A 15,683-nucleotide genomic window follows, 5' to 3' on the forward strand; every position below is an offset into this window, starting at 1 on the left:
CAAATCAGCGGAACGCAATCTGTCCGGTATGCGTCAGGGCAATTTTCCCGCAGCATCGAATGCGAAGGTCAGCGAAACATTGGGGGCCAGCCCCCCGCTGCTGTCACCATTGCCGACGCCGAACGCAGCCCGCGCGATCGTTCCCGTCCCCTCGACTTTGCGTTTCAGCCCGGTTCCTGAGAGGGTGAAGCGTATCGCCTGCGGCTTGGACACGCCCTTCAGAGTCAGGGTTCCCTTCGCACGATAGCTATTGGCTCCCGTCTTCTCCGCGCCCTTGGCCACGAACTTGGCTCTTGGGTGCGCCGCGACGCCGAAAAATTCGTCACCCGCCAGCATGCTCGTCTGCGTCGGGTCTCCGACGCTGGCGCTCGCCAGGTCGATATCGACCGAGATGGAGGCCGTTTCGGGATGGTCAGGGTCCATCACTATGTCGGCGGTCCAGCGTGAAAAGCCTCCGGCTATGGTATCGCTGTCATTGGTCACGGAGAAACCGATCTTGCCGCCCGGCTGGACAGTCCATACCGGTGGCGGTCCCGCGGGCGCTTCCTCCGCGGCTTGGGCGGCATTGTCCGCCACGGCTTCGACAATATTGCCCGCAGCCGCGTCAGAGGCATTGGCCTCCGCCATATCCACCGCCTCGGCGGCATTGTCCGCCACGGCTGCGGGGGCGGATGCCGCCACGCCCTTCGGCAAAATCGCTTTACCCAGGAACAGCCCCGCCGGGATCGCCGCGATCAGCGCCAGCATCATGCCCAGCGATCGCGCAGGCACCATCCGGTAGATAAGGCCATCCCGCATCAGCACATGATGCCGCAGCGCGCCCGCCACATGCAGCAGGAACAGGGCAATGCCGATCCAGGCGATCAGTCCATGCGCATTCTCCGCAGCCTCATGCACGCCATGCGGCAGCGGCAGGTGCGGCAAGGGGATAGTGCCGAATATCAGCGTCGGCACCGTCACCTTGGCGGTGGACACCAGCGCCCATCCCGTCAGCGGACCGCCCAGCATAAAAACATACAGGCCCAGATGCACAGCCTTGGCGAGAGCGCCGGTCAGGCCGCCTTCCATCGGCGCGGGCCTCGGCTTCCAATATCGCACCGCGATGCGCGCCAGCGTCAGGACCAGGATGCTGATGCCGATCGACTTGTGCAACTGAAACGCAGCGAAACCCCGCGCGCCCGCTTCCTCAAGGCCCCAACCCAGGGATATCTGGAACGCAAGCAAAGCCGCGATCGTCCAGTGCAGGATAATGGCGATCCGGCTATATCTTTCCATGCTGCGTCCCCGATGCTGTTTCGGTGGCGACTCCTAGCGGCTGGGCTTCGCCTTGAACAGCATGAGCAAGGGAAACACAGCGTTCGCGCATTCGCAAAAAATATTTTTGCAAAATAGCGTCAGCCGCTGTCGCTACGGCAACGCCTGCCTCGCGCGCATCCCGCCTTGTTTGCCGGGCTGCGGCCTTTGCGCGCCCTCTTGCACTTTCGTCCCGCCCGCGCACATTGGCCGCAGACGCGCTGCTTTCGCCAGGGCGCGAAATGGAGAGACCAGGCCATGGAAGCCTTCATCTACGACGCCGTTCGCACGCCCCGTGGGCGGGGCAAGAAGGACGGTTCGCTGCACGACATCACCCCGATCCAGCTTGCGACGCAGATGCTGGAAGCCGTGCGAGACCGCACCGCCATCGACACCGCCGATGTGGACGATGTGATATTGGGCTGCGTGACGCCCGTCGGCGAACAGGGCGCAGTCATTGGTCGCGCGGCTGTGCTGAATGCCGACTATGCCGAAACCACGGCAGGCATGCAGATCAACCGCTTCTGCGCGTCGGGGCTGGAGGCCGTGAACCTCGCCGCGGCCAAGGTCATCTCCGGCGAAGCGGATTTCGCCATTGGCGGCGGCGTGGAATCGATGAGCCGCGTGCCCATGGGGTCGGACGGCGGCGCGCTGGCCATGGACCCCGCCGTCAACTGGAAAACCTATTTCGCGCCCCAGGGCATCGGCGCGGACCTGATCGCCACCAAGTTCGGCTTTTCCCGCACGGACGTCGACGCATATTCGGTCGAAAGCCAGAAGCGCGCCGCTCATGCCTGGAAGGAGGGGCGCTTCGCCCGCTCGGTCGTCCCGGTGAAGGACGTCATCGGCCTCGTCGCGCTCGACCATGACGAACATATGCGCCCGGACGCGGACATGCAGTCGCTTGCCTCGCTGAAACCGGCATTCACCGCGCTTGGCGAGGATATGCCGGGCTTCGATGCGGTGGCCCTGCTGAAATATCCGGAAATCGAGCGGATCAACCATGTCCATCATGCGGGCAACAGCTCCGGCATCGTCGATGGCGCCGCCGCCATCCTCATCGGCAACAAGGCGATGGGTGAGAAATATGGCCTGAAACCCCGCGCCCGGATCAAGGCGATGGCCTCGATCGGGTCGGAACCGACCATCATGCTGACCGGCCCGGAGTTCGTCGCAGGCAAGCTGCTCAAGAAATCCGGCATGAGCAAGACCGACATCGACCTGTGGGAATTGAACGAGGCATTCGCCGCCGTCGTCCTGCGCTATATGCAGGCGCTCGACCTCAACCATGCGGACGTCAACGTGAATGGCGGCGCGATCGCGATGGGGCATCCGCTCGGCGCGACCGGCGCGATGATCCTGGGCATCGCGCTTGAGGAACTGGAACGCAGCGGCAAGGGCACCGCCCTCGTCAATCTGTGCATCGGCGCGGGCATGGGCACCGGCGCGATTATCGAGAGGGTTTGAGCCATGACCACCATCCAGTTCGAAACCGACGCAGACGGCATCGCCACCCTCACCATCGACGTGCCCGGCCAGTCGATGAACGTCATTGGCCCTGAATTTATCGCGGACCTCTCGGCCGCCATCGACCGGATTGCGGGCGAAGAGGCGATCAAGGGCGCGGTCATCCGATCCGGCAAGGACAGCGGCTTCATGGGCGGCATGGACCTCAAAGCCTTGCCCGCCATGCTGGCCCCCGGTCCCGACGGCAAGATGGACATGGCGACCGTGTTCGACAAGGTGTTCGTGCTGAACGCCCTGTTCCGCCGCCTGGAAACCTGCGGCAAGCCCGTGGCCTGCGCCATTGAAGGCACCTGCGTCGGCGGCGGTTTCGAACTGGCGCTCGCCTGCCATTATCGCGTCGTCGGCGACAGCGCCAAGACCCAGCTCGGCCTGCCGGAAATCATGATCGGCCTGTTCCCCGGCGGTGGCGGCAGCCAGCGCCTGCCGCGCATCACCGGCGTCCAGACCGCACTGATCTATATGCTTCAGGGCAAGCTCTTTCGCCCGGCTGAGGCGGCGATGCTGAAGGTCGTCGATGCGGTCGTTCCCCAGGGCACCACCACGGACGCGGCCAAGGCATGGCTGAAGGCGAACCCCGATGCCAGCATCCAGCCGTGGGACAAGAAGGATTTCAAATTCCCCGGCGGCGCAGGCGGCTTCAACCCCGCCTTCATCCAGACCTTCATCGGCGCGGTGCCGATGACGATGAAGCAGACCCAGCGCACCATGAATGCGCCCATCGCCTTGCTTTCGGCGGTCTATGAAGGCGCGTTGCTACCTTTCGATCGCGCCATCCGCATCGAAAGCAAATATTTCGCGAAGGTCGTTGTCGACCCGCAGGCGCGCAATATGATCCGCACCCTGTTCGTCAACAAGCAGGCGGCCGAACGCGGCGCGCGGAGACCCAAGGGCGAGGCGAAAGCTCCGACCATAAAGCTCGCCATGCTGGGAGCAGGCATGATGGGCGCGGGCATCGCCACTGTCTCGGCGCAGGCGGGGATCGATGTGGTTCTGCTGGACCGGGACATGGCTTCTGCCGAAAAGGGCAAGGCGCACGCCGAAAGCGTTCTGTCGAAGCGTCTGGGCAAGGGCATGACGCCGGAGAAGCTGGCCACCACCCTCGCCCGCATCACTCCCACGGCGGATTTTGCAGACCTTGCGGGCGCAGACTTCGTGATCGAGGCCGTGTTCGAGGATCGCGCCATCAAGGCGGACGCCACGCACAAGACGGAGGCCGTACTGGGCGCGGACACCATCTTCGGCTCCAACACCTCAACCCTGCCCATCACGGGGCTTGCGCAGGCCTGGTCGAAGCCGGAAAATTTCATCGGCGTGCATTTCTTCTCGCCGGTCGAAAAAATGCCGCTGGTGGAGATTATCGTCGGTGAAAAGACCGGTCCGCAAGCCATTGCCAAGGCACTGGATTACGTCGCCCAGATCAAAAAGACGCCCATCGTCGTGCATGATAGCCGCGGCTTCTACACCTCGCGCTGCTTTGGAACCTATGTGCAGGAGGGCGCCGAACTGATCGCGGAAGGCGTGACTCCCGCACTCATCGAAAATGCCGGCAAGCAGCTCGGCATGCCGGTTGGCCCTCTCGCCGTTTCCGACGAGGTGTCTATCGAGCTTGGCTATAAGGTCATGAAGGCGGCGAAGGCCGATCTGGGAGACGCCTACAAACATCAGGCGTCCGATGATGTCATGGCGAAGATGGTCGAACTCGGCCGTATGGGCCGCAAGAATGGCAAGGGCTATTACGACTATCCTGATGACGGAAAGAAACTGCTTTGGCCCGGCCTCGCCGATCAGTTCCCGCCCGCCGCCGCCCAGCCTTCGGTCGAGGACGTGCGCGAGCGCCTTCTCTACCGCCAGCTCATCGAATGCGCGCGCTGCTTTGAGGAAGGCGTGCTGGAGACGCCGGAGGACGGAGACGTCGGCGCGGTGTTCGGCTGGGGCTTTGCGCCATCCACCGGGGGACCGTTCAGCCATATGGATACGGTGGGCATCGCGCATGTTGTGAAGGTGCTCGATCGGCTTGCGCAAGCGCATGGAGACCGTTTCGCTCCGACGCAGCAACTGCGCGACATGGCGGCGCGCACCGTCTCATTCTATGACGAAGCGGTGCAAAAGGCGGCCTGACCCCCTCCAATTCCTTGCCAATCGATGCTGCGCTGCACTATCGCGGCGCTGGCAAGGAGTTGGAAACGGATGGGTAACAAACCGACTGTGCTGGTAACCGGCGGAGCGGGCTATATCGGCAGCCACGCGGTTCTCGCGCTGCAGGATGCCGGATGGCCGGTGGTCGTCATCGACAATCTGGTCACCGGCTTCCGCTGGGCGGTGCCGCAGGACGTGCCGTTCGTCGAGGGCGATATCGCCGATCAGCCGCTGGTCGAAAAGCTGCTGCGCGATCATGGCGTCGGCGCGATCATGCACTTCGCCGGATCGGTTGTGGTGCCGGAATCCGTGTCCGACCCGCTCAAATATTATCACAACAACACGGTGCGTAGCCGCGCGCTGATCGAAAGCGCCGTGCGTTGCGGCGTACCCCATTTCATCTTTTCCTCCACCGCCGCGACCTATGGCATCCCGGAGGAAAGCCCGGTGCGGGAGGATACGCCCAAGCGGCCGATCAACCCCTACGGCATGTCGAAGCTGATGACGGAAATCATGCTGGAGGATGTGGCGAAGGCGCATCCCTTCACCTATTGCGCGCTGCGTTACTTCAACGTCGCCGGCGCTGATCCGCAGGGACGCTCCGGCCAGTCCACCGCCGGGGCCACGCATCTCATCAAGGTCGCCGTGGAGGCCGCCCTTGGCAAACGGAGCCATGTCTCCGTGTTCGGCACGGACTATGACACGCCCGACGGGACCGGCGTCCGCGACTATATCCATGTTTCCGATCTCGCCAACGCGCATGTGCTGGCGCTGGAGGCCCTGATCGCTGACCCGACCCGCAGCCATACGCTCAATTGCGGCTATGGCCGGGGCTTTTCCGTGCTGGAGGTGCTCGACGCGGTGGACCGGGTGACGAACATGACCGTCGACCGCCGCCTTGAGGCGCGGCGCGCTGGCGATCCCGATGCGCTGATATCGGACAATCGGGCAATCATGGCCCGCTTCCCGTGGAAACCGCAGCATGCGGACCTGAACACCATCGTTTCCCACGCGCTCGCCTGGGAACGGAAACTGGGCGAGATGCGCGGCGCATGAGCCTGGAGTCGGTTCAAAGCTTTCTGGCGCGCTCGGCCCCGGAACTGGCCATCATCGATCAGGGCGCAAGCACCGCCACCGTCGCCGAAGCAGCGATGGCGCTGGGGGTCGAACCCGCCCGGATCGCCAAGACCCTCTCCCTGAAGGTCGGGGACGAAACCCTGCTGGTCGTGGCGCGGGGCGACACCCGTCTGGACAATCGCAAGACGCGGGATGCGCTGGGCGGCAAGCCCCGGATGCTCGATGCGGACACGGTGATGGCGCTTACCGGGCATCCGGTCGGCGGCGTTTGCCCGTTCGGCCTCGCGACGCCCCTGCCCGTTTATTGCGATATCTCGCTCCGCGCCTTCACTTCGGTTTTCCCGGCGGCCGGATCGCGCACCGCATCGGTCGAAGTCACGCCGGACCGGCTGGCGGAAATCACCAATGCGCAATGGGTGGACGTCTGCACGCTGCCTCCGGCCGGCGGCGACGCCGGATAAGCTCTTGCCACCAGCCACATTGCAATCGGAAGCGCGCCTGATAGGCTGATGATCGGGCATCGGTCAGAAATGCCACGGGGCGGGGACGATATCGACCAAGGGGGTGTTTGATGATCCGTGCCGGTGGCTTGCGAAGTGCGCTCGATCGCCGCTTCGCGCTTGTCGAACGCGGTACGACGGTGCGGACGGAAGTTCTGGCCGGGGTCACGACCTTCCTGACCATGGCCTATATCGTGCTGGTCAATCCCGCCATTCTCGGACAGGCCGGCATGCCTCCTGCGGCCGTCGCCGCCGCCACCTGCTTCGCTGCGGCATTTGCCAGCATTCTGATGGGCTTTGCCGCAAACACGCCCTTGGCGCTCGCTCCGGGCATGGGTCTCAACGCCTATTTCAGCTTTACTGTCGTGCAGCAGATGGGCGTGCCCTGGCCGGTGGCGCTTGGCTGCGTCTTTCTCTCCGGCGTCGCTTTCCTGCTCCTGACATTGGCGGGCATACGCCAGTTGATCGTCACCACCATTCCCCTGCATCTGTTCGCCGCAGTGGCTGGCGGCATCGGCCTGTTTCTTGGCTTCATCGGGCTGCGCAATGCCGGGATCGTCGTCAGCAATCCAGCGACATCGGTCGGCCTGGGCGACTTGCGCACCCCCGCGGTCGGCCTGGCGCTGTTCGGCCTGTTGCTGATCGCAATACTCAGCGTGTGGAAAATACGCGGGGCCATGCTGATCGGCATCCTCGCGACAGCAGCGCTCGGCTGGGCAACCGGCATGGTCGAGATGAAGGTCGAGCCATATTCCCTGACGGCGCTCACGGGTACGGCATTCCAGCTCGATCTGGCGGGCGTATTCGGCATTGGCGGCAAGCATGGGCTGGGCCTGTTCGAAATACTGTTCGTATTCCTGTTTGTGGACCTGTTCGACAATCTCGGCACGCTGGTCGCCGTGTCAAAACGCGCCGGGCTGATCGGGCCGGATGGCCATATCCCCCGGCTGAAACCCATATTGCTGACCGATGCGACCGCCACGATGGTTGGCGCGGTTGCGGGAACGAGCACCGTCACCTCCTATGTGGAAAGCGCCGCGGGCGTGCAGGCCGGCGGGCGCACCGGCCTGACGGCGATCGTCACTGGCCTGCTGTTCCTGGCGACCATGCTGGTTGCGCCCTACGCCCAGCTCATCCCCATCGCCGCCACCGCGCCTGCGCTGATCCTGGTGGGCGGTCTGATGATGACTCCGCTGGCGGAGGTGGAATGGGATGATCCTGAAATCGCCATACCGGCCTTTCTGACCGTGGCGCTGATCCCGCTGACCTTCTCAATCGCCAATGGTCTGGCCTTCGGCCTCATCGCGCATGCGGTGCTGAAGGTGATGCGGGGGCGGATAAGGCGGGCCGACTGGCTGCTGTTGCTGCTGACCGCCCTGTTTATCGTCCGGTTCGCTTATATGGCTGCGGGCTGACCCTCAAGCCAGCCGTTCGGGAAGCGATTGCGCCTCCTCCATGATCGTTTCCGTCTCACCCACTGCTTCCCAGGGAAAAACGAACCAGCGCTTGTCTTCTGTCCGGTCTATTGCCTGCGCCTGATAATCCACCGCCGCCCGCGATGTTCGATTGGATATCAGGACGGCGAACCGCACATTGCCATCCCCACCCAGCGCAGAACGGAAATGCGCAATGGTCGCGCCGCTGTCGTTGATATCGTCGACAAACAGGAATTTCTGACCGGCGCCGCTCCTACCGGCTATGCCTCCCACCATATCCGCGCCGAAAGCCGGCAAGCCCGCCGAATGATCGATAGAAAGCATCGGCAGGTTCAAGCGGTGGGACAGATAGACTGCGGGGACCAGCCCGCCCCTGCCAATGCCGACCACAAAGTCCGGCCGCCAGGAATCTTGCTCTATCCCGGCAGCCAGCGTTTCTATGTCCTTCAGAAATTCCTCATGGGGAATGGGATGGAGCTTCGGCTTGCCTAGGGAACTCATCTGTCGCGCTGTTCGCCTTCTGAAATCGTGACGTTCAGGTCGTTAGACCATTTGCGCCCGATGATGAAGCCGATCCCGCTCAACGCTCCACGGGTCCCAGCCCCTTTTCACGGCACGGCCGGCCCATCCGTCATGGGTACTACAACATCTATTGCGCTGGCGGCGACCTTCACCTTGACCGGCGTCGTGGCCAGAACTTCGCCATCTATCGAAATGCGATGATGCGGGCGGGTGTCGAGCAAAAACTCTCGCCCGCAAAAATCCTCCGCATGGGCGTCACGCGACCTCAATCTGAAGAACTTCGCATACCAATCCAGCACCAGCTTGAACAAGCTCCGTCCAGTGACGGCCTGAATGATGATCTCGCCGCTATCCACGCCGGCATCTTCGGTCAGTTCGACACCGCCATGAAACCGGCCGTTCAGGATACGCACTTCCGTCGCCCACATCCGCCGTTCGCCGGAACCATCATCAATGATGAGCCGAAACGGGCGGAGGCCGACAAAGCATCGCACGGCCCAGGCAAGATACCCTATGCGGCCAAGATATCTCTTGAGCTTGTGGGGCACTGTCTCGCCGATCATCGGTGACAGGCCGATCGAGGCCGCATTCACGAAATAGTCGCCGTCGATCATCCCCAGATCGATCCTGCGCCGCTGGCCGTTCGCGATCACGGCAATTGCGCTGTCGAGGTCGAGCGGAACGCCGAGCGTCCGGGCGAAGCTGTTTGCGGTGCCAAGCGGCAGAACCGCAAACACGCACTGGCTTCCCACAAATTCGTCAACGGTGCCGGACATCGACCCGTCGCCGCCGCCTATGATGATCATCGGCGCATCGCTTTTCACGGCGTCCCGCACCGTGGCGGCAAGCCGGTCCGGGTTCCGCACCGCATGAGCGGCAAGCAATTCCACGCCCGCCGCCTCCAGCTTTTGCCTGGCGTCGTCAAAGAGCTTCTGCCCCTTTCGCGAATGCGCGTTGACGATGAGCACGGCCTGGCGCGGAACAGATTTCGTTGTCATGCCGCAACAACGCGCGCGACGCGAACAAGGTCCAGGCGGCATGGAAACAAGATGCGCAAAAACTCGTTCACTCCCCTATGGCGCGCATCGCACATCTTTCCGACATTCATTTTGGGGCGCATGATCCCAAAGTCGTCAGAGCCACAGAGGCATGGCTGGAGGAACATCGGCCCGACCTGGTGATCATCAGCGGCGATTTTACGCAGCGGGCCAGGATCGATCAGTTTCGCGAAGCGTCCGCCTATCTCAACAGGTTGCGCGCAGCCGGTTTCCAGACGCTCGTCGTGCCGGGCAACCATGACATCTCGCTCTATGACATCGCGAGGAGGTTTGGCGCGCCGCTCCGCCGGTACAAACGCTATATCGACAACGACCTGTGCCCCTGGTTCGAAAATGATGAATTAGCTGTCCTTGGCATCAACACGGCACGTTCGCTGACGATAAAGGACGGCCGCATCAACCGCGACCAGATGACTATCATCCACGAACGCTTCCAAAAGGTGGCGGCCCATAAAACGCGGATCCTTGTCACCCATCATCCTCTTTTCGCCATGCCGATCGGCGAAGGCGGCGAACTGACGGAAGCGGTCGGCCGCCATGATGACGCCGTGCGATCCGTGTGCGAGGCCGGTGTCCACATTGCGCTCGCCGGTCATTTTCACCGCACCTATGCGGAAGCCGCGCGCAAGATGGTGGAAAATGCAGGATCAGCCTTGGTCATTCAGGCGGGGACAGCGACATCGACCCGTTTCAGGAACAATGAGCTGCAAAGCTTCAACTGGCTGCATGTCGCGTGCAACAATGATCTGGAGTTACAGGTTATCGCCTGGGATGGTGAGCATTTCCGGCGCGGCAATCATGTCCGCTACACTTTTGAACAAGATAACTGGCATGCGCGTCCGGTGGTGACGCACGATCCCATACCGGTTGAAGAAGATCATCGGCTGTCTGCCCTCTAACGGGACTGATGCGGTTCAAACCCGTCGTCGGCTTCAGGCAGCGGTCCTTAAGGAAACGTCCGGCGATTTATCGGGCAATGCAGGCTCACACATCTGGGGAATGCTCTCCCACCAGCAGGGTTCTTCGCGTGGAGACAAATGGCGCACGTCCGGTCCATGCCTGGATTTGGCGATCCACATGCCATCTTCCTGAACATAGCGCCAAAGGGGATCACAGTTCAGGGGCACCTGCCTGAACCCGTCCAATATCATACCCTCATCACCTTTGCGGCCAATTAGCTGGGCGGGAACATTGGAGCGGCTTCCATCGGGAAAGAGAACTGAAACCGCCATCCGCCATCTCCGATTGGACGCAGCACATCCTGCGTTAGATCATAACACGCCAACGCAATTTCGGTTCAATCTGAGGACCGTAGCAACGAAACGGAAAAAGAGGCTCTCCCATTCGTTGCCCCCATATGGATGATGAGGAGAGGATCGATGCCACGTGGAGACAAGGACGCCTATACCGACAAGCAAAAGCGCAAAGCCCAACATATTGAAGAAAGTTATGAAGATCGCGGCGTGCCCAGGAAGGAAGCAGAAAGCCGCGCATGGGCTACAGTGAACAAGGAATCCGGCGGCGGCAACAAATCCGGTTCCGGACGAGGCAAGCCTGACACGCATGCCTCCTCGTCACGCGGCGGGCGCGCGCACAAATCGGGATCGCCCGAACAACGCTCCGCCGCTGCACGGAAAGGCTGGGTCACTCGACGGAAAAACGCATCAGCCTGAAGCCGATGGCGAGACGGGATGGTGCACCCAACAGGATTCGAACCTGTGGCCTTCGGATTAGGAATCCGACGCTCTATCCTGCTGAGCTATGGGTGCGCCGCCGGTTGCTCTAGGGCTGCGGCGCTTTCGGGTCAATTCTGCACGTCGGGCGGAATTACGGGGAATGGCAAGGGCGCTACCTCCACGCCTTCTTCGATCAGGGCGCGCGCCTCTGCGGGAGCAACCTCGCCATGCACATTCTGGTGCGGCTGCTCGCCATAATGGATGGCGCGCGCGGTTTCCGCGAATTTCCGGCCAACCCATTGGGAATCCTTCAACGCTTCGCTTTGCGCCTGAGCGAGCTTTTCCATGACCGCTTGCAGCTTCGCCATATCAGCGCCGGAGCTTACTGGCACCGGCGCGGACTGGCGATTGGATTTTGCCGGTACGGCAGGCGCCATGATCGCCTTCTCGACATCATCCGCGCCACAGACCGGACAAGTGATGAGGCCCCGCGCCTTTTGGCTCTCAAAATCCTCGCTCGATCCAAACCAGCCTTCAAAAACATGACTGCCGGGGCGGCACTTCAGGTCAAAAACGATCATGATCTAGTGACTTCAAGGGGTAAGGAGCGGCGGTTTGCGATGGCTGGGACCCTGGCGCGTACTGCGTCGATGCGGGAAAGGTCAAGATCGGCGAAAGCCATCCCGCTCTTCTGTCCCATGTCCAGCAACACCTCTCCCCAGGGATCGACCACCAGGCTGTGCCCATAAGTGGTGCGGCCGTCCGCATGCAAACCCGTCTGCGCCGGCGCAATGACAAAAGCCGCGCCCTCGATGGCCCGCGCGCGCTGCATGACGTGCCAGTGCGCCTCGCCGGTCGGGACCGTAAAGGCGGCGGGGATGAGGAGAATGGTCGCGCCCGCGTTGGTCAAAGCCCGGTAGAGATCGGGAAAGCGCAGATCATAGCAGATGGTCAGCCCCATACGCGCCCAGGGCGTATCGACCGTGACAACCTGTTCGCCCGGCCCATATACGTTCGATTCCCGCCAGCTTTCTCCCGTCGCGAGATCGACGTCAAAGAGGTGGATCTTGTCGTATCGTGCGCGAATGGCGCCGCTGTCATCGATCACAAGGCAACGGTTTGCCCAACGCCCATCGCTCCGCTCATCCTTCAAAGGCAGCGAACCCAGATGCACCCACAAGCCGGATTTGGCGGCGGCATTGCGCGCCTCGGCCAATAGGACGCTGTTCGCCTCATCGGTCAGCGTCGCCTCAGCCCTGCGCCGGTCACGATCGAGATAACCGACCATCTCTGGCGTAAAAAGCATGTCTGCGCCGCCCTGCGCAGCACGATCGATCGCATACGCGATCGTCCTGGCGTTTTCCGCCGGATCAATGCCCGTGGTCGTCTGGAGGATGGCGGCGCGCATCTTCGGTCTGGCGGCTATGCGTTCAACATGGGGTCCAGCTTGCCCGCGCGGTCGAGAGCGCTCAGATCGTCGCTGCCACCAACATGTGCGCCGTCAATGAAGATTTGCGGCACGGTGACGCCGCCTGCCGATCGCTCCAGCATTTCAGCGCGCTTGGGCCCGCCCATGGTGATGTCATATTCCTCAAACGCAACGCCCTTGCTTTCCAGCAGCGCCTTGGCCCGCGCGCAATATCCGCAAAAAGCCTTGGTGTAGATTTCAACATGAGCCATGAAATTGCGACGCTCCTTCTCTTATCATCAGGAGATTGGCGGTGTTGGGCGCATTGTCAATCTGTCCCGCCATCAATCGGCCTCCGCCGCGGTCTCCGGCAATACGCGCGCCCAGCAAATCAGGTGGACGGCGGCAGCCCCGTTTCGCAGCAGGATGCGCGCGCAGGCATCGGCTGTCGCTCCGCTGGTATGCACATCATCGATCAATATTATGGTTTTGCCCATCAGCCTGTCCTTCCGCGACGGGCATACAGAGAAGGCCCCTCGCACCGTCTTTTTCCGCTGTCCCGGATCAAGCCCGCGCAGGGGCGGCGTCCGGCGGGTGCGTAATAAAGCTTCCTTTTCCACGGCGATGCCGGACAGACGGCCAAGATGATCCGCGATAAGGGCCGATTGATTGAAACCCCGCCACCACAGCCGCCAACGATGCAATGGAACTGGAATAAGCAACATGTCCGCCCGGCCCTCTACCGGTACAAATCTCCCCATTTGCCCCGCGATCAGGCGCGCAAGGCCGATACGGCGCGCATATTTCAACCGGAGGGCAACGGTTCGGGCGATGTCTCCATAGGCGAGCACGGCTCGTGCGCGACCAACGACGGGCGGGTCGGACAGGCACGCGCCGCACAAAGCGCCCTCCCCCCGGTCATGATCGAACGGCGTTCCACAACGATCACAGCATGGTTCGCTGAGAAACCGCATCGACGACCAGCAGGTCAGGCAGAAACGATGATCATCCTCCACGATCACACCGCAGCCGGGGCAACGCGGCGGCAGGGCATAGCCGATTATTTTCCACCAGATCGTACGGGGGACGGACACCAAGCTCATACGCCTCTTGTCCTTCGTCGGGCGCTTCTGCACAAGGCGGCTCATGAATGAAGGGCAAAGTCCGGAAATCTTTGATCGTCATCTTCGCGCTATTCGCCGGGACCGCGCGGCAAGGGGCTTTGCCGATCACGATTTCCTGTATCGTCACATGCTCGATGAATTGCTCGACCGCCTGAGCGACGTGCAGCGTGATTTACCGGACGTGCTGATCATCGGCTGCCCGGACGGTAGTGCGCGGGAACGGCTCTCCGCCATGGGCAAAAACATAACCTGCACCGACCCAGGCTTCGTCAATGCCCGCTTCAACGGCGGGGTTCAGGCAGACGAAGACGCCCTGCCCTTTGCTGATAACAGCTTCGACCTCATCATCGCATGCGGCACGCTGGATAGCGTAAATGATCTGCCTGGCGCCCTTATCCTGATGAACCGTATCTTGCGCCCGGATGGATTGATGCTTGCCGCATTTGCAGGCGCCGGCTCGCTGCCTGTGCTTCGCGCCGCTTTGCTGGACGCCGAGGGGCACCGGCCTGGCCAGCATATCCATCCCCAGGTCGATGTTCGCGCCACTGGTGATCTGCTCAGCCGGGCTGGCTTTGCCATGCCGGTGGCGGATGGGGAAACGCTGACCGTCCGTTATGGCGGGATGTTTCGCCTCCTGGACGATCTGCGCGGCATGGGAGCCGCCAATATATTGCTGTCCCGTCCACCCCATCTCTCTCGTGAGACATTGGCGAAGGCCGCCGCTCACTTCGCCGAGGCGGCAGATGCGGACGGCAAAACAGCGGAGCGTTTCGCGATCAATTATATGAGCGGCTGGAAACCTGATCCCTCTCAGGCAAAACCGGCCCGGCGCGGCAGCGCGACCATGTCGCTGGCTCAGGCGCTCAGCCCAAAGGCGTCATAATAAAGCGTCGAGCAGTCCTATCAGGGGAAGATCGGCTGGCGGCATATCCAGCGCATACATCTGCGCCGGCCTTACCCATTTCAAAGCCGTCGCGTGCCGGGGTTCGGCTATTCCCGTCCATTTGCGGCAAACATATAGCAACAGCAGCAGGTGACGTTCGCCGAGCGCCTCGCTGGCGAACGCGGCCGGTGCAAGACAACTGCCCTGCGTGACGATGCCCAGTTCCTCGTGCAGTTCACGGATCAGCGCAGCTTCCGGCGTCTCGCCATGTTCAATCTTGCCGCCAGGAAATTCCCACAACCCGGCCATCGGTTTTCCTTCAGGCCGTTGTTGCAACAGCACCCGGCCATCGGCGTCCACCAGGGCGGCCGCGACGACATGCAGGATGGAGGCAGGAGCCGGAAGGTCGGGCGATGTCATAGGATTTTGTTAACCGCCGCCGTTTTACAGATTGTCCATCCCTCCGCAACAGGTGAGATAGCATGCGCCATTTCCTGCAAATTTTTGCCTGCATGCGCCTTGTTCGCTGCCAGCGTGCGGCGACTGCTGTGGAATATGGCCTGATCCTCGCCCTCATCTTTCTCGTCATGTCGATCGCCCTGCGTCAAGTAGCGACCAAGACAACCAACATGTGGGGAAATGTCGCAAACGCCGTTAACAATAGTTAACCATCAATATCTGACACCCTGGCTCCCGCTGTTAAATATTTGTCAATAACCTGCCTCTAAATCGGTGATTGCTGACTTGGGATGCCCAGGAAGCCGGGTAGTTCTAGCGTATTACAGTTTCAAGGAGACCGAACATGAAGTCCATCCGCAAGTTCATGAAGAACAACAAGGGCGCGACCGCCATCGAATATGGCCTGATCGCTGCTCTGATCGCCGTTGCCGCCATCACCGCGATGTCGAACCTCGGCACCAAGCTGACCAACACCTTCTCGAAGGTTGCGAACAACATGTAATCCTGACGGATTACCTGACGCAAAGAAGGGCGGCGGGCACGATCCTGCCGCCCTTTTTCTTTGCGGAAATGGTGACCTTTTG

The 15,683-nt window shown here is 61.9% G+C and carries 18 protein-coding genes and 1 tRNA gene; 10 read left to right on the plus strand and 9 right to left on the minus strand.

The features are described 5' to 3' along the window. Positions 1-33: 33 nt before the first annotated feature. Positions 34-1,275 carry a YceI family protein gene (locus tag BHQ40_RS12050; protein WP_070156155.1) on the minus strand — a complete coding sequence of 414 codons (1,242 nt, stop codon included), beginning with the start codon at positions 1,273-1,275 and terminating at the stop codon, positions 34-36. Between the two features lie 276 nt (positions 1,276-1,551). On the opposite strand from BHQ40_RS12050, the gene BHQ40_RS12055 reads away from it, so the two are divergent. From BHQ40_RS12055 to BHQ40_RS12075, 5 genes are all read left to right on the plus strand, one after another. Then, positions 1,552-2,760, plus strand: a complete 1,209-nt coding sequence (locus tag BHQ40_RS12055; RefSeq protein WP_070156156.1) for an acetyl-CoA C-acetyltransferase — start codon at positions 1,552-1,554, stop codon at positions 2,758-2,760. A gap of 3 nt (positions 2,761-2,763) precedes the next feature. After that, positions 2,764-4,938, plus strand: coding sequence for a 3-hydroxyacyl-CoA dehydrogenase NAD-binding domain-containing protein (locus BHQ40_RS12060; RefSeq protein WP_070156157.1), 2,175 nt, complete (start codon positions 2,764-2,766; stop codon positions 4,936-4,938). A 69-nt stretch (positions 4,939-5,007) separates the two neighbouring features. Next, a complete protein-coding gene (gene galE / locus BHQ40_RS12065; RefSeq protein ID WP_070156158.1) occupies positions 5,008-6,012 on the plus strand; it encodes a UDP-glucose 4-epimerase GalE in 1,005 nt (334 codons plus the stop codon). After that, positions 6,009-6,494, plus strand: coding sequence for a YbaK/EbsC family protein (locus BHQ40_RS12070; protein WP_070156159.1), 486 nt, complete (start codon positions 6,009-6,011; stop codon positions 6,492-6,494). Before galE ends, BHQ40_RS12070 begins: the two co-directional genes overlap by 4 nt. Positions 6,495-6,604: 110 nt before the next feature. Beyond that, positions 6,605-7,948, plus strand: coding sequence for an NCS2 family permease (locus tag BHQ40_RS12075; RefSeq protein WP_070156160.1), 1,344 nt, complete (start codon positions 6,605-6,607; stop codon positions 7,946-7,948). Between the two features lie 3 nt (positions 7,949-7,951). On the opposite strand, the gene BHQ40_RS12080 is transcribed toward BHQ40_RS12075, so the two are convergent. Together BHQ40_RS12080 and BHQ40_RS12085 are read right to left on the minus strand one after the other, a co-directional pair. After that, complete coding sequence (locus BHQ40_RS12080; RefSeq protein WP_070156161.1) at positions 7,952-8,470, minus strand: phosphoribosyltransferase; 519 nt, start codon at positions 8,468-8,470, stop codon at positions 7,952-7,954. A 107-nt stretch (positions 8,471-8,577) separates the two neighbouring features. Continuing rightward, positions 8,578-9,489 carry a YegS/Rv2252/BmrU family lipid kinase gene (locus BHQ40_RS12085; RefSeq protein ID WP_070156162.1) on the minus strand — a complete coding sequence of 304 codons (912 nt, stop codon included), beginning with the start codon at positions 9,487-9,489 and terminating at the stop codon, positions 8,578-8,580. Between the two features lie 77 nt (positions 9,490-9,566). On the opposite strand from BHQ40_RS12085, the gene BHQ40_RS12090 reads away from it, so the two are divergent. Together BHQ40_RS12090 and BHQ40_RS26700 are read left to right on the plus strand one after the other, a co-directional pair. Then, positions 9,567-10,448, plus strand: coding sequence for a metallophosphoesterase family protein (locus BHQ40_RS12090; RefSeq protein WP_070156163.1), 882 nt, complete (start codon positions 9,567-9,569; stop codon positions 10,446-10,448). A gap of 480 nt (positions 10,449-10,928) precedes the next feature. Further along, the gene (locus BHQ40_RS26700; protein WP_070156164.1) at positions 10,929-11,222 is read left to right on the plus strand and encodes a plasmid stabilization protein; all 294 of its coding nucleotides are present in this window, start codon (positions 10,929-10,931) and stop codon (positions 11,220-11,222) included. 19 nt (positions 11,223-11,241) lie between these two features. Here BHQ40_RS26700 and BHQ40_RS12100 read toward each other — a convergent pair. The 5 genes from BHQ40_RS12100 to BHQ40_RS12120 form a co-directional block, all read right to left on the minus strand. Then, positions 11,242-11,318 (minus strand) — tRNA-Arg (locus tag BHQ40_RS12100). A 35-nt stretch (positions 11,319-11,353) separates the two neighbouring features. Further along, complete coding sequence (locus BHQ40_RS12105; RefSeq protein ID WP_070156165.1) at positions 11,354-11,806, minus strand: DUF1178 family protein; 453 nt, start codon at positions 11,804-11,806, stop codon at positions 11,354-11,356. After that, a complete protein-coding gene (locus BHQ40_RS12110) occupies positions 11,803-12,633 on the minus strand; it encodes a carbon-nitrogen hydrolase family protein (RefSeq protein ID WP_070156166.1) in 831 nt (276 codons plus the stop codon). The genes BHQ40_RS12105 and BHQ40_RS12110 overlap by 4 nt, the downstream gene beginning before the upstream one ends. Positions 12,634-12,647: 14 nt before the next feature. Then, positions 12,648-12,905: a glutaredoxin 3 gene (gene grxC / locus BHQ40_RS12115; protein WP_070156167.1), complete on the minus strand. Its 258-nt coding sequence runs from the start codon at positions 12,903-12,905 to the stop codon at positions 12,648-12,650. Positions 12,906-12,977: 72 nt separating this feature from the next. Continuing rightward, positions 12,978-13,736 carry a ComF family protein gene (locus BHQ40_RS12120; protein ID WP_070156194.1) on the minus strand — a complete coding sequence of 253 codons (759 nt, stop codon included), beginning with the start codon at positions 13,734-13,736 and terminating at the stop codon, positions 12,978-12,980. Between the two features lie 43 nt (positions 13,737-13,779). Here BHQ40_RS12120 and BHQ40_RS12125 point away from each other — a divergent pair, with 43 nt between their 5' ends. After that, positions 13,780-14,640 (plus strand): class I SAM-dependent methyltransferase, encoded by an 861-nt coding sequence (locus BHQ40_RS12125; RefSeq protein WP_070156168.1) that lies wholly within the window; start codon positions 13,780-13,782, stop codon positions 14,638-14,640. Here the strand turns inward: BHQ40_RS12125 and BHQ40_RS12130 are convergent. After that, complete coding sequence (locus BHQ40_RS12130) at positions 14,635-15,060, minus strand: (deoxy)nucleoside triphosphate pyrophosphohydrolase (protein ID WP_070156169.1); 426 nt, start codon at positions 15,058-15,060, stop codon at positions 14,635-14,637. The genes BHQ40_RS12125 and BHQ40_RS12130 overlap by 6 nt on opposite strands. A 62-nt stretch (positions 15,061-15,122) precedes the next feature. Between BHQ40_RS12130 and BHQ40_RS12135 the strand changes: the two genes are divergently transcribed. Together BHQ40_RS12135 and BHQ40_RS12140 are read left to right on the plus strand one after the other, a co-directional pair. Next, the gene (locus BHQ40_RS12135) at positions 15,123-15,308 is read left to right on the plus strand and encodes a Flp family type IVb pilin (RefSeq protein ID WP_070156170.1); all 186 of its coding nucleotides are present in this window, start codon (positions 15,123-15,125) and stop codon (positions 15,306-15,308) included. 134 nt (positions 15,309-15,442) lie between these two features. Further along, positions 15,443-15,601 (plus strand): Flp family type IVb pilin, encoded by a 159-nt coding sequence (locus BHQ40_RS12140; RefSeq protein WP_070156171.1) that lies wholly within the window; start codon positions 15,443-15,445, stop codon positions 15,599-15,601. Positions 15,602-15,683 lie beyond the last annotated feature (82 nt).

The organism is Sphingobium phenoxybenzoativorans (assembly GCF_001757355.1).
Lineage (GTDB): Bacteria > Pseudomonadota > Alphaproteobacteria > Sphingomonadales > Sphingomonadaceae > Sphingobium > Sphingobium phenoxybenzoativorans.

Excerpts from the sequence above, each read along its gene's own strand:
- BHQ40_RS12050 (WP_070156155.1), bottom strand. The coding sequence starts at position 1,275 with ATGGAAAGATATAGCCGGATCGCCATTATCCTGCACTGGACGATCGCG.
- BHQ40_RS12055 (WP_070156156.1), top strand. The coding sequence starts at position 1,552 with ATGGAAGCCTTCATCTACGACGCCGTTCGCACGCCCCGTGGGCGGGGC.
- BHQ40_RS12060 (WP_070156157.1), top strand. The coding sequence starts at position 2,764 with ATGACCACCATCCAGTTCGAAACCGACGCAGACGGCATCGCCACCCTC.
- galE (WP_070156158.1), top strand. The coding sequence starts at position 5,008 with ATGGGTAACAAACCGACTGTGCTGGTAACCGGCGGAGCGGGCTATATC.
- BHQ40_RS12070 (WP_070156159.1), top strand. The coding sequence starts at position 6,009 with ATGAGCCTGGAGTCGGTTCAAAGCTTTCTGGCGCGCTCGGCCCCGGAA.
- BHQ40_RS12075 (WP_070156160.1), top strand. The coding sequence starts at position 6,605 with ATGATCCGTGCCGGTGGCTTGCGAAGTGCGCTCGATCGCCGCTTCGCG.
- BHQ40_RS12080 (WP_070156161.1), bottom strand. The coding sequence starts at position 8,470 with ATGAGTTCCCTAGGCAAGCCGAAGCTCCATCCCATTCCCCATGAGGAA.
- BHQ40_RS12085 (WP_070156162.1), bottom strand. The coding sequence starts at position 9,489 with ATGACAACGAAATCTGTTCCGCGCCAGGCCGTGCTCATCGTCAACGCG.
- BHQ40_RS12090 (WP_070156163.1), top strand. The coding sequence starts at position 9,567 with ATGGCGCGCATCGCACATCTTTCCGACATTCATTTTGGGGCGCATGAT.
- BHQ40_RS26700 (WP_070156164.1), top strand. The coding sequence starts at position 10,929 with ATGCCACGTGGAGACAAGGACGCCTATACCGACAAGCAAAAGCGCAAA.
- BHQ40_RS12105 (WP_070156165.1), bottom strand. The coding sequence starts at position 11,806 with ATGATCGTTTTTGACCTGAAGTGCCGCCCCGGCAGTCATGTTTTTGAA.
- BHQ40_RS12110 (WP_070156166.1), bottom strand. The coding sequence starts at position 12,633 with ATGCGCGCCGCCATCCTCCAGACGACCACGGGCATTGATCCGGCGGAA.
- grxC (WP_070156167.1), bottom strand. The coding sequence starts at position 12,905 with ATGGCTCATGTTGAAATCTACACCAAGGCTTTTTGCGGATATTGCGCG.
- BHQ40_RS12120 (WP_070156194.1), bottom strand. The coding sequence starts at position 13,736 with ATGAGCTTGGTGTCCGTCCCCCGTACGATCTGGTGGAAAATAATCGGC.
- BHQ40_RS12125 (WP_070156168.1), top strand. The coding sequence starts at position 13,780 with ATGAATGAAGGGCAAAGTCCGGAAATCTTTGATCGTCATCTTCGCGCT.
- BHQ40_RS12130 (WP_070156169.1), bottom strand. The coding sequence starts at position 15,060 with ATGACATCGCCCGACCTTCCGGCTCCTGCCTCCATCCTGCATGTCGTC.
- BHQ40_RS12135 (WP_070156170.1), top strand. The coding sequence starts at position 15,123 with ATGCGCCATTTCCTGCAAATTTTTGCCTGCATGCGCCTTGTTCGCTGC.
- BHQ40_RS12140 (WP_070156171.1), top strand. The coding sequence starts at position 15,443 with ATGAAGTCCATCCGCAAGTTCATGAAGAACAACAAGGGCGCGACCGCC.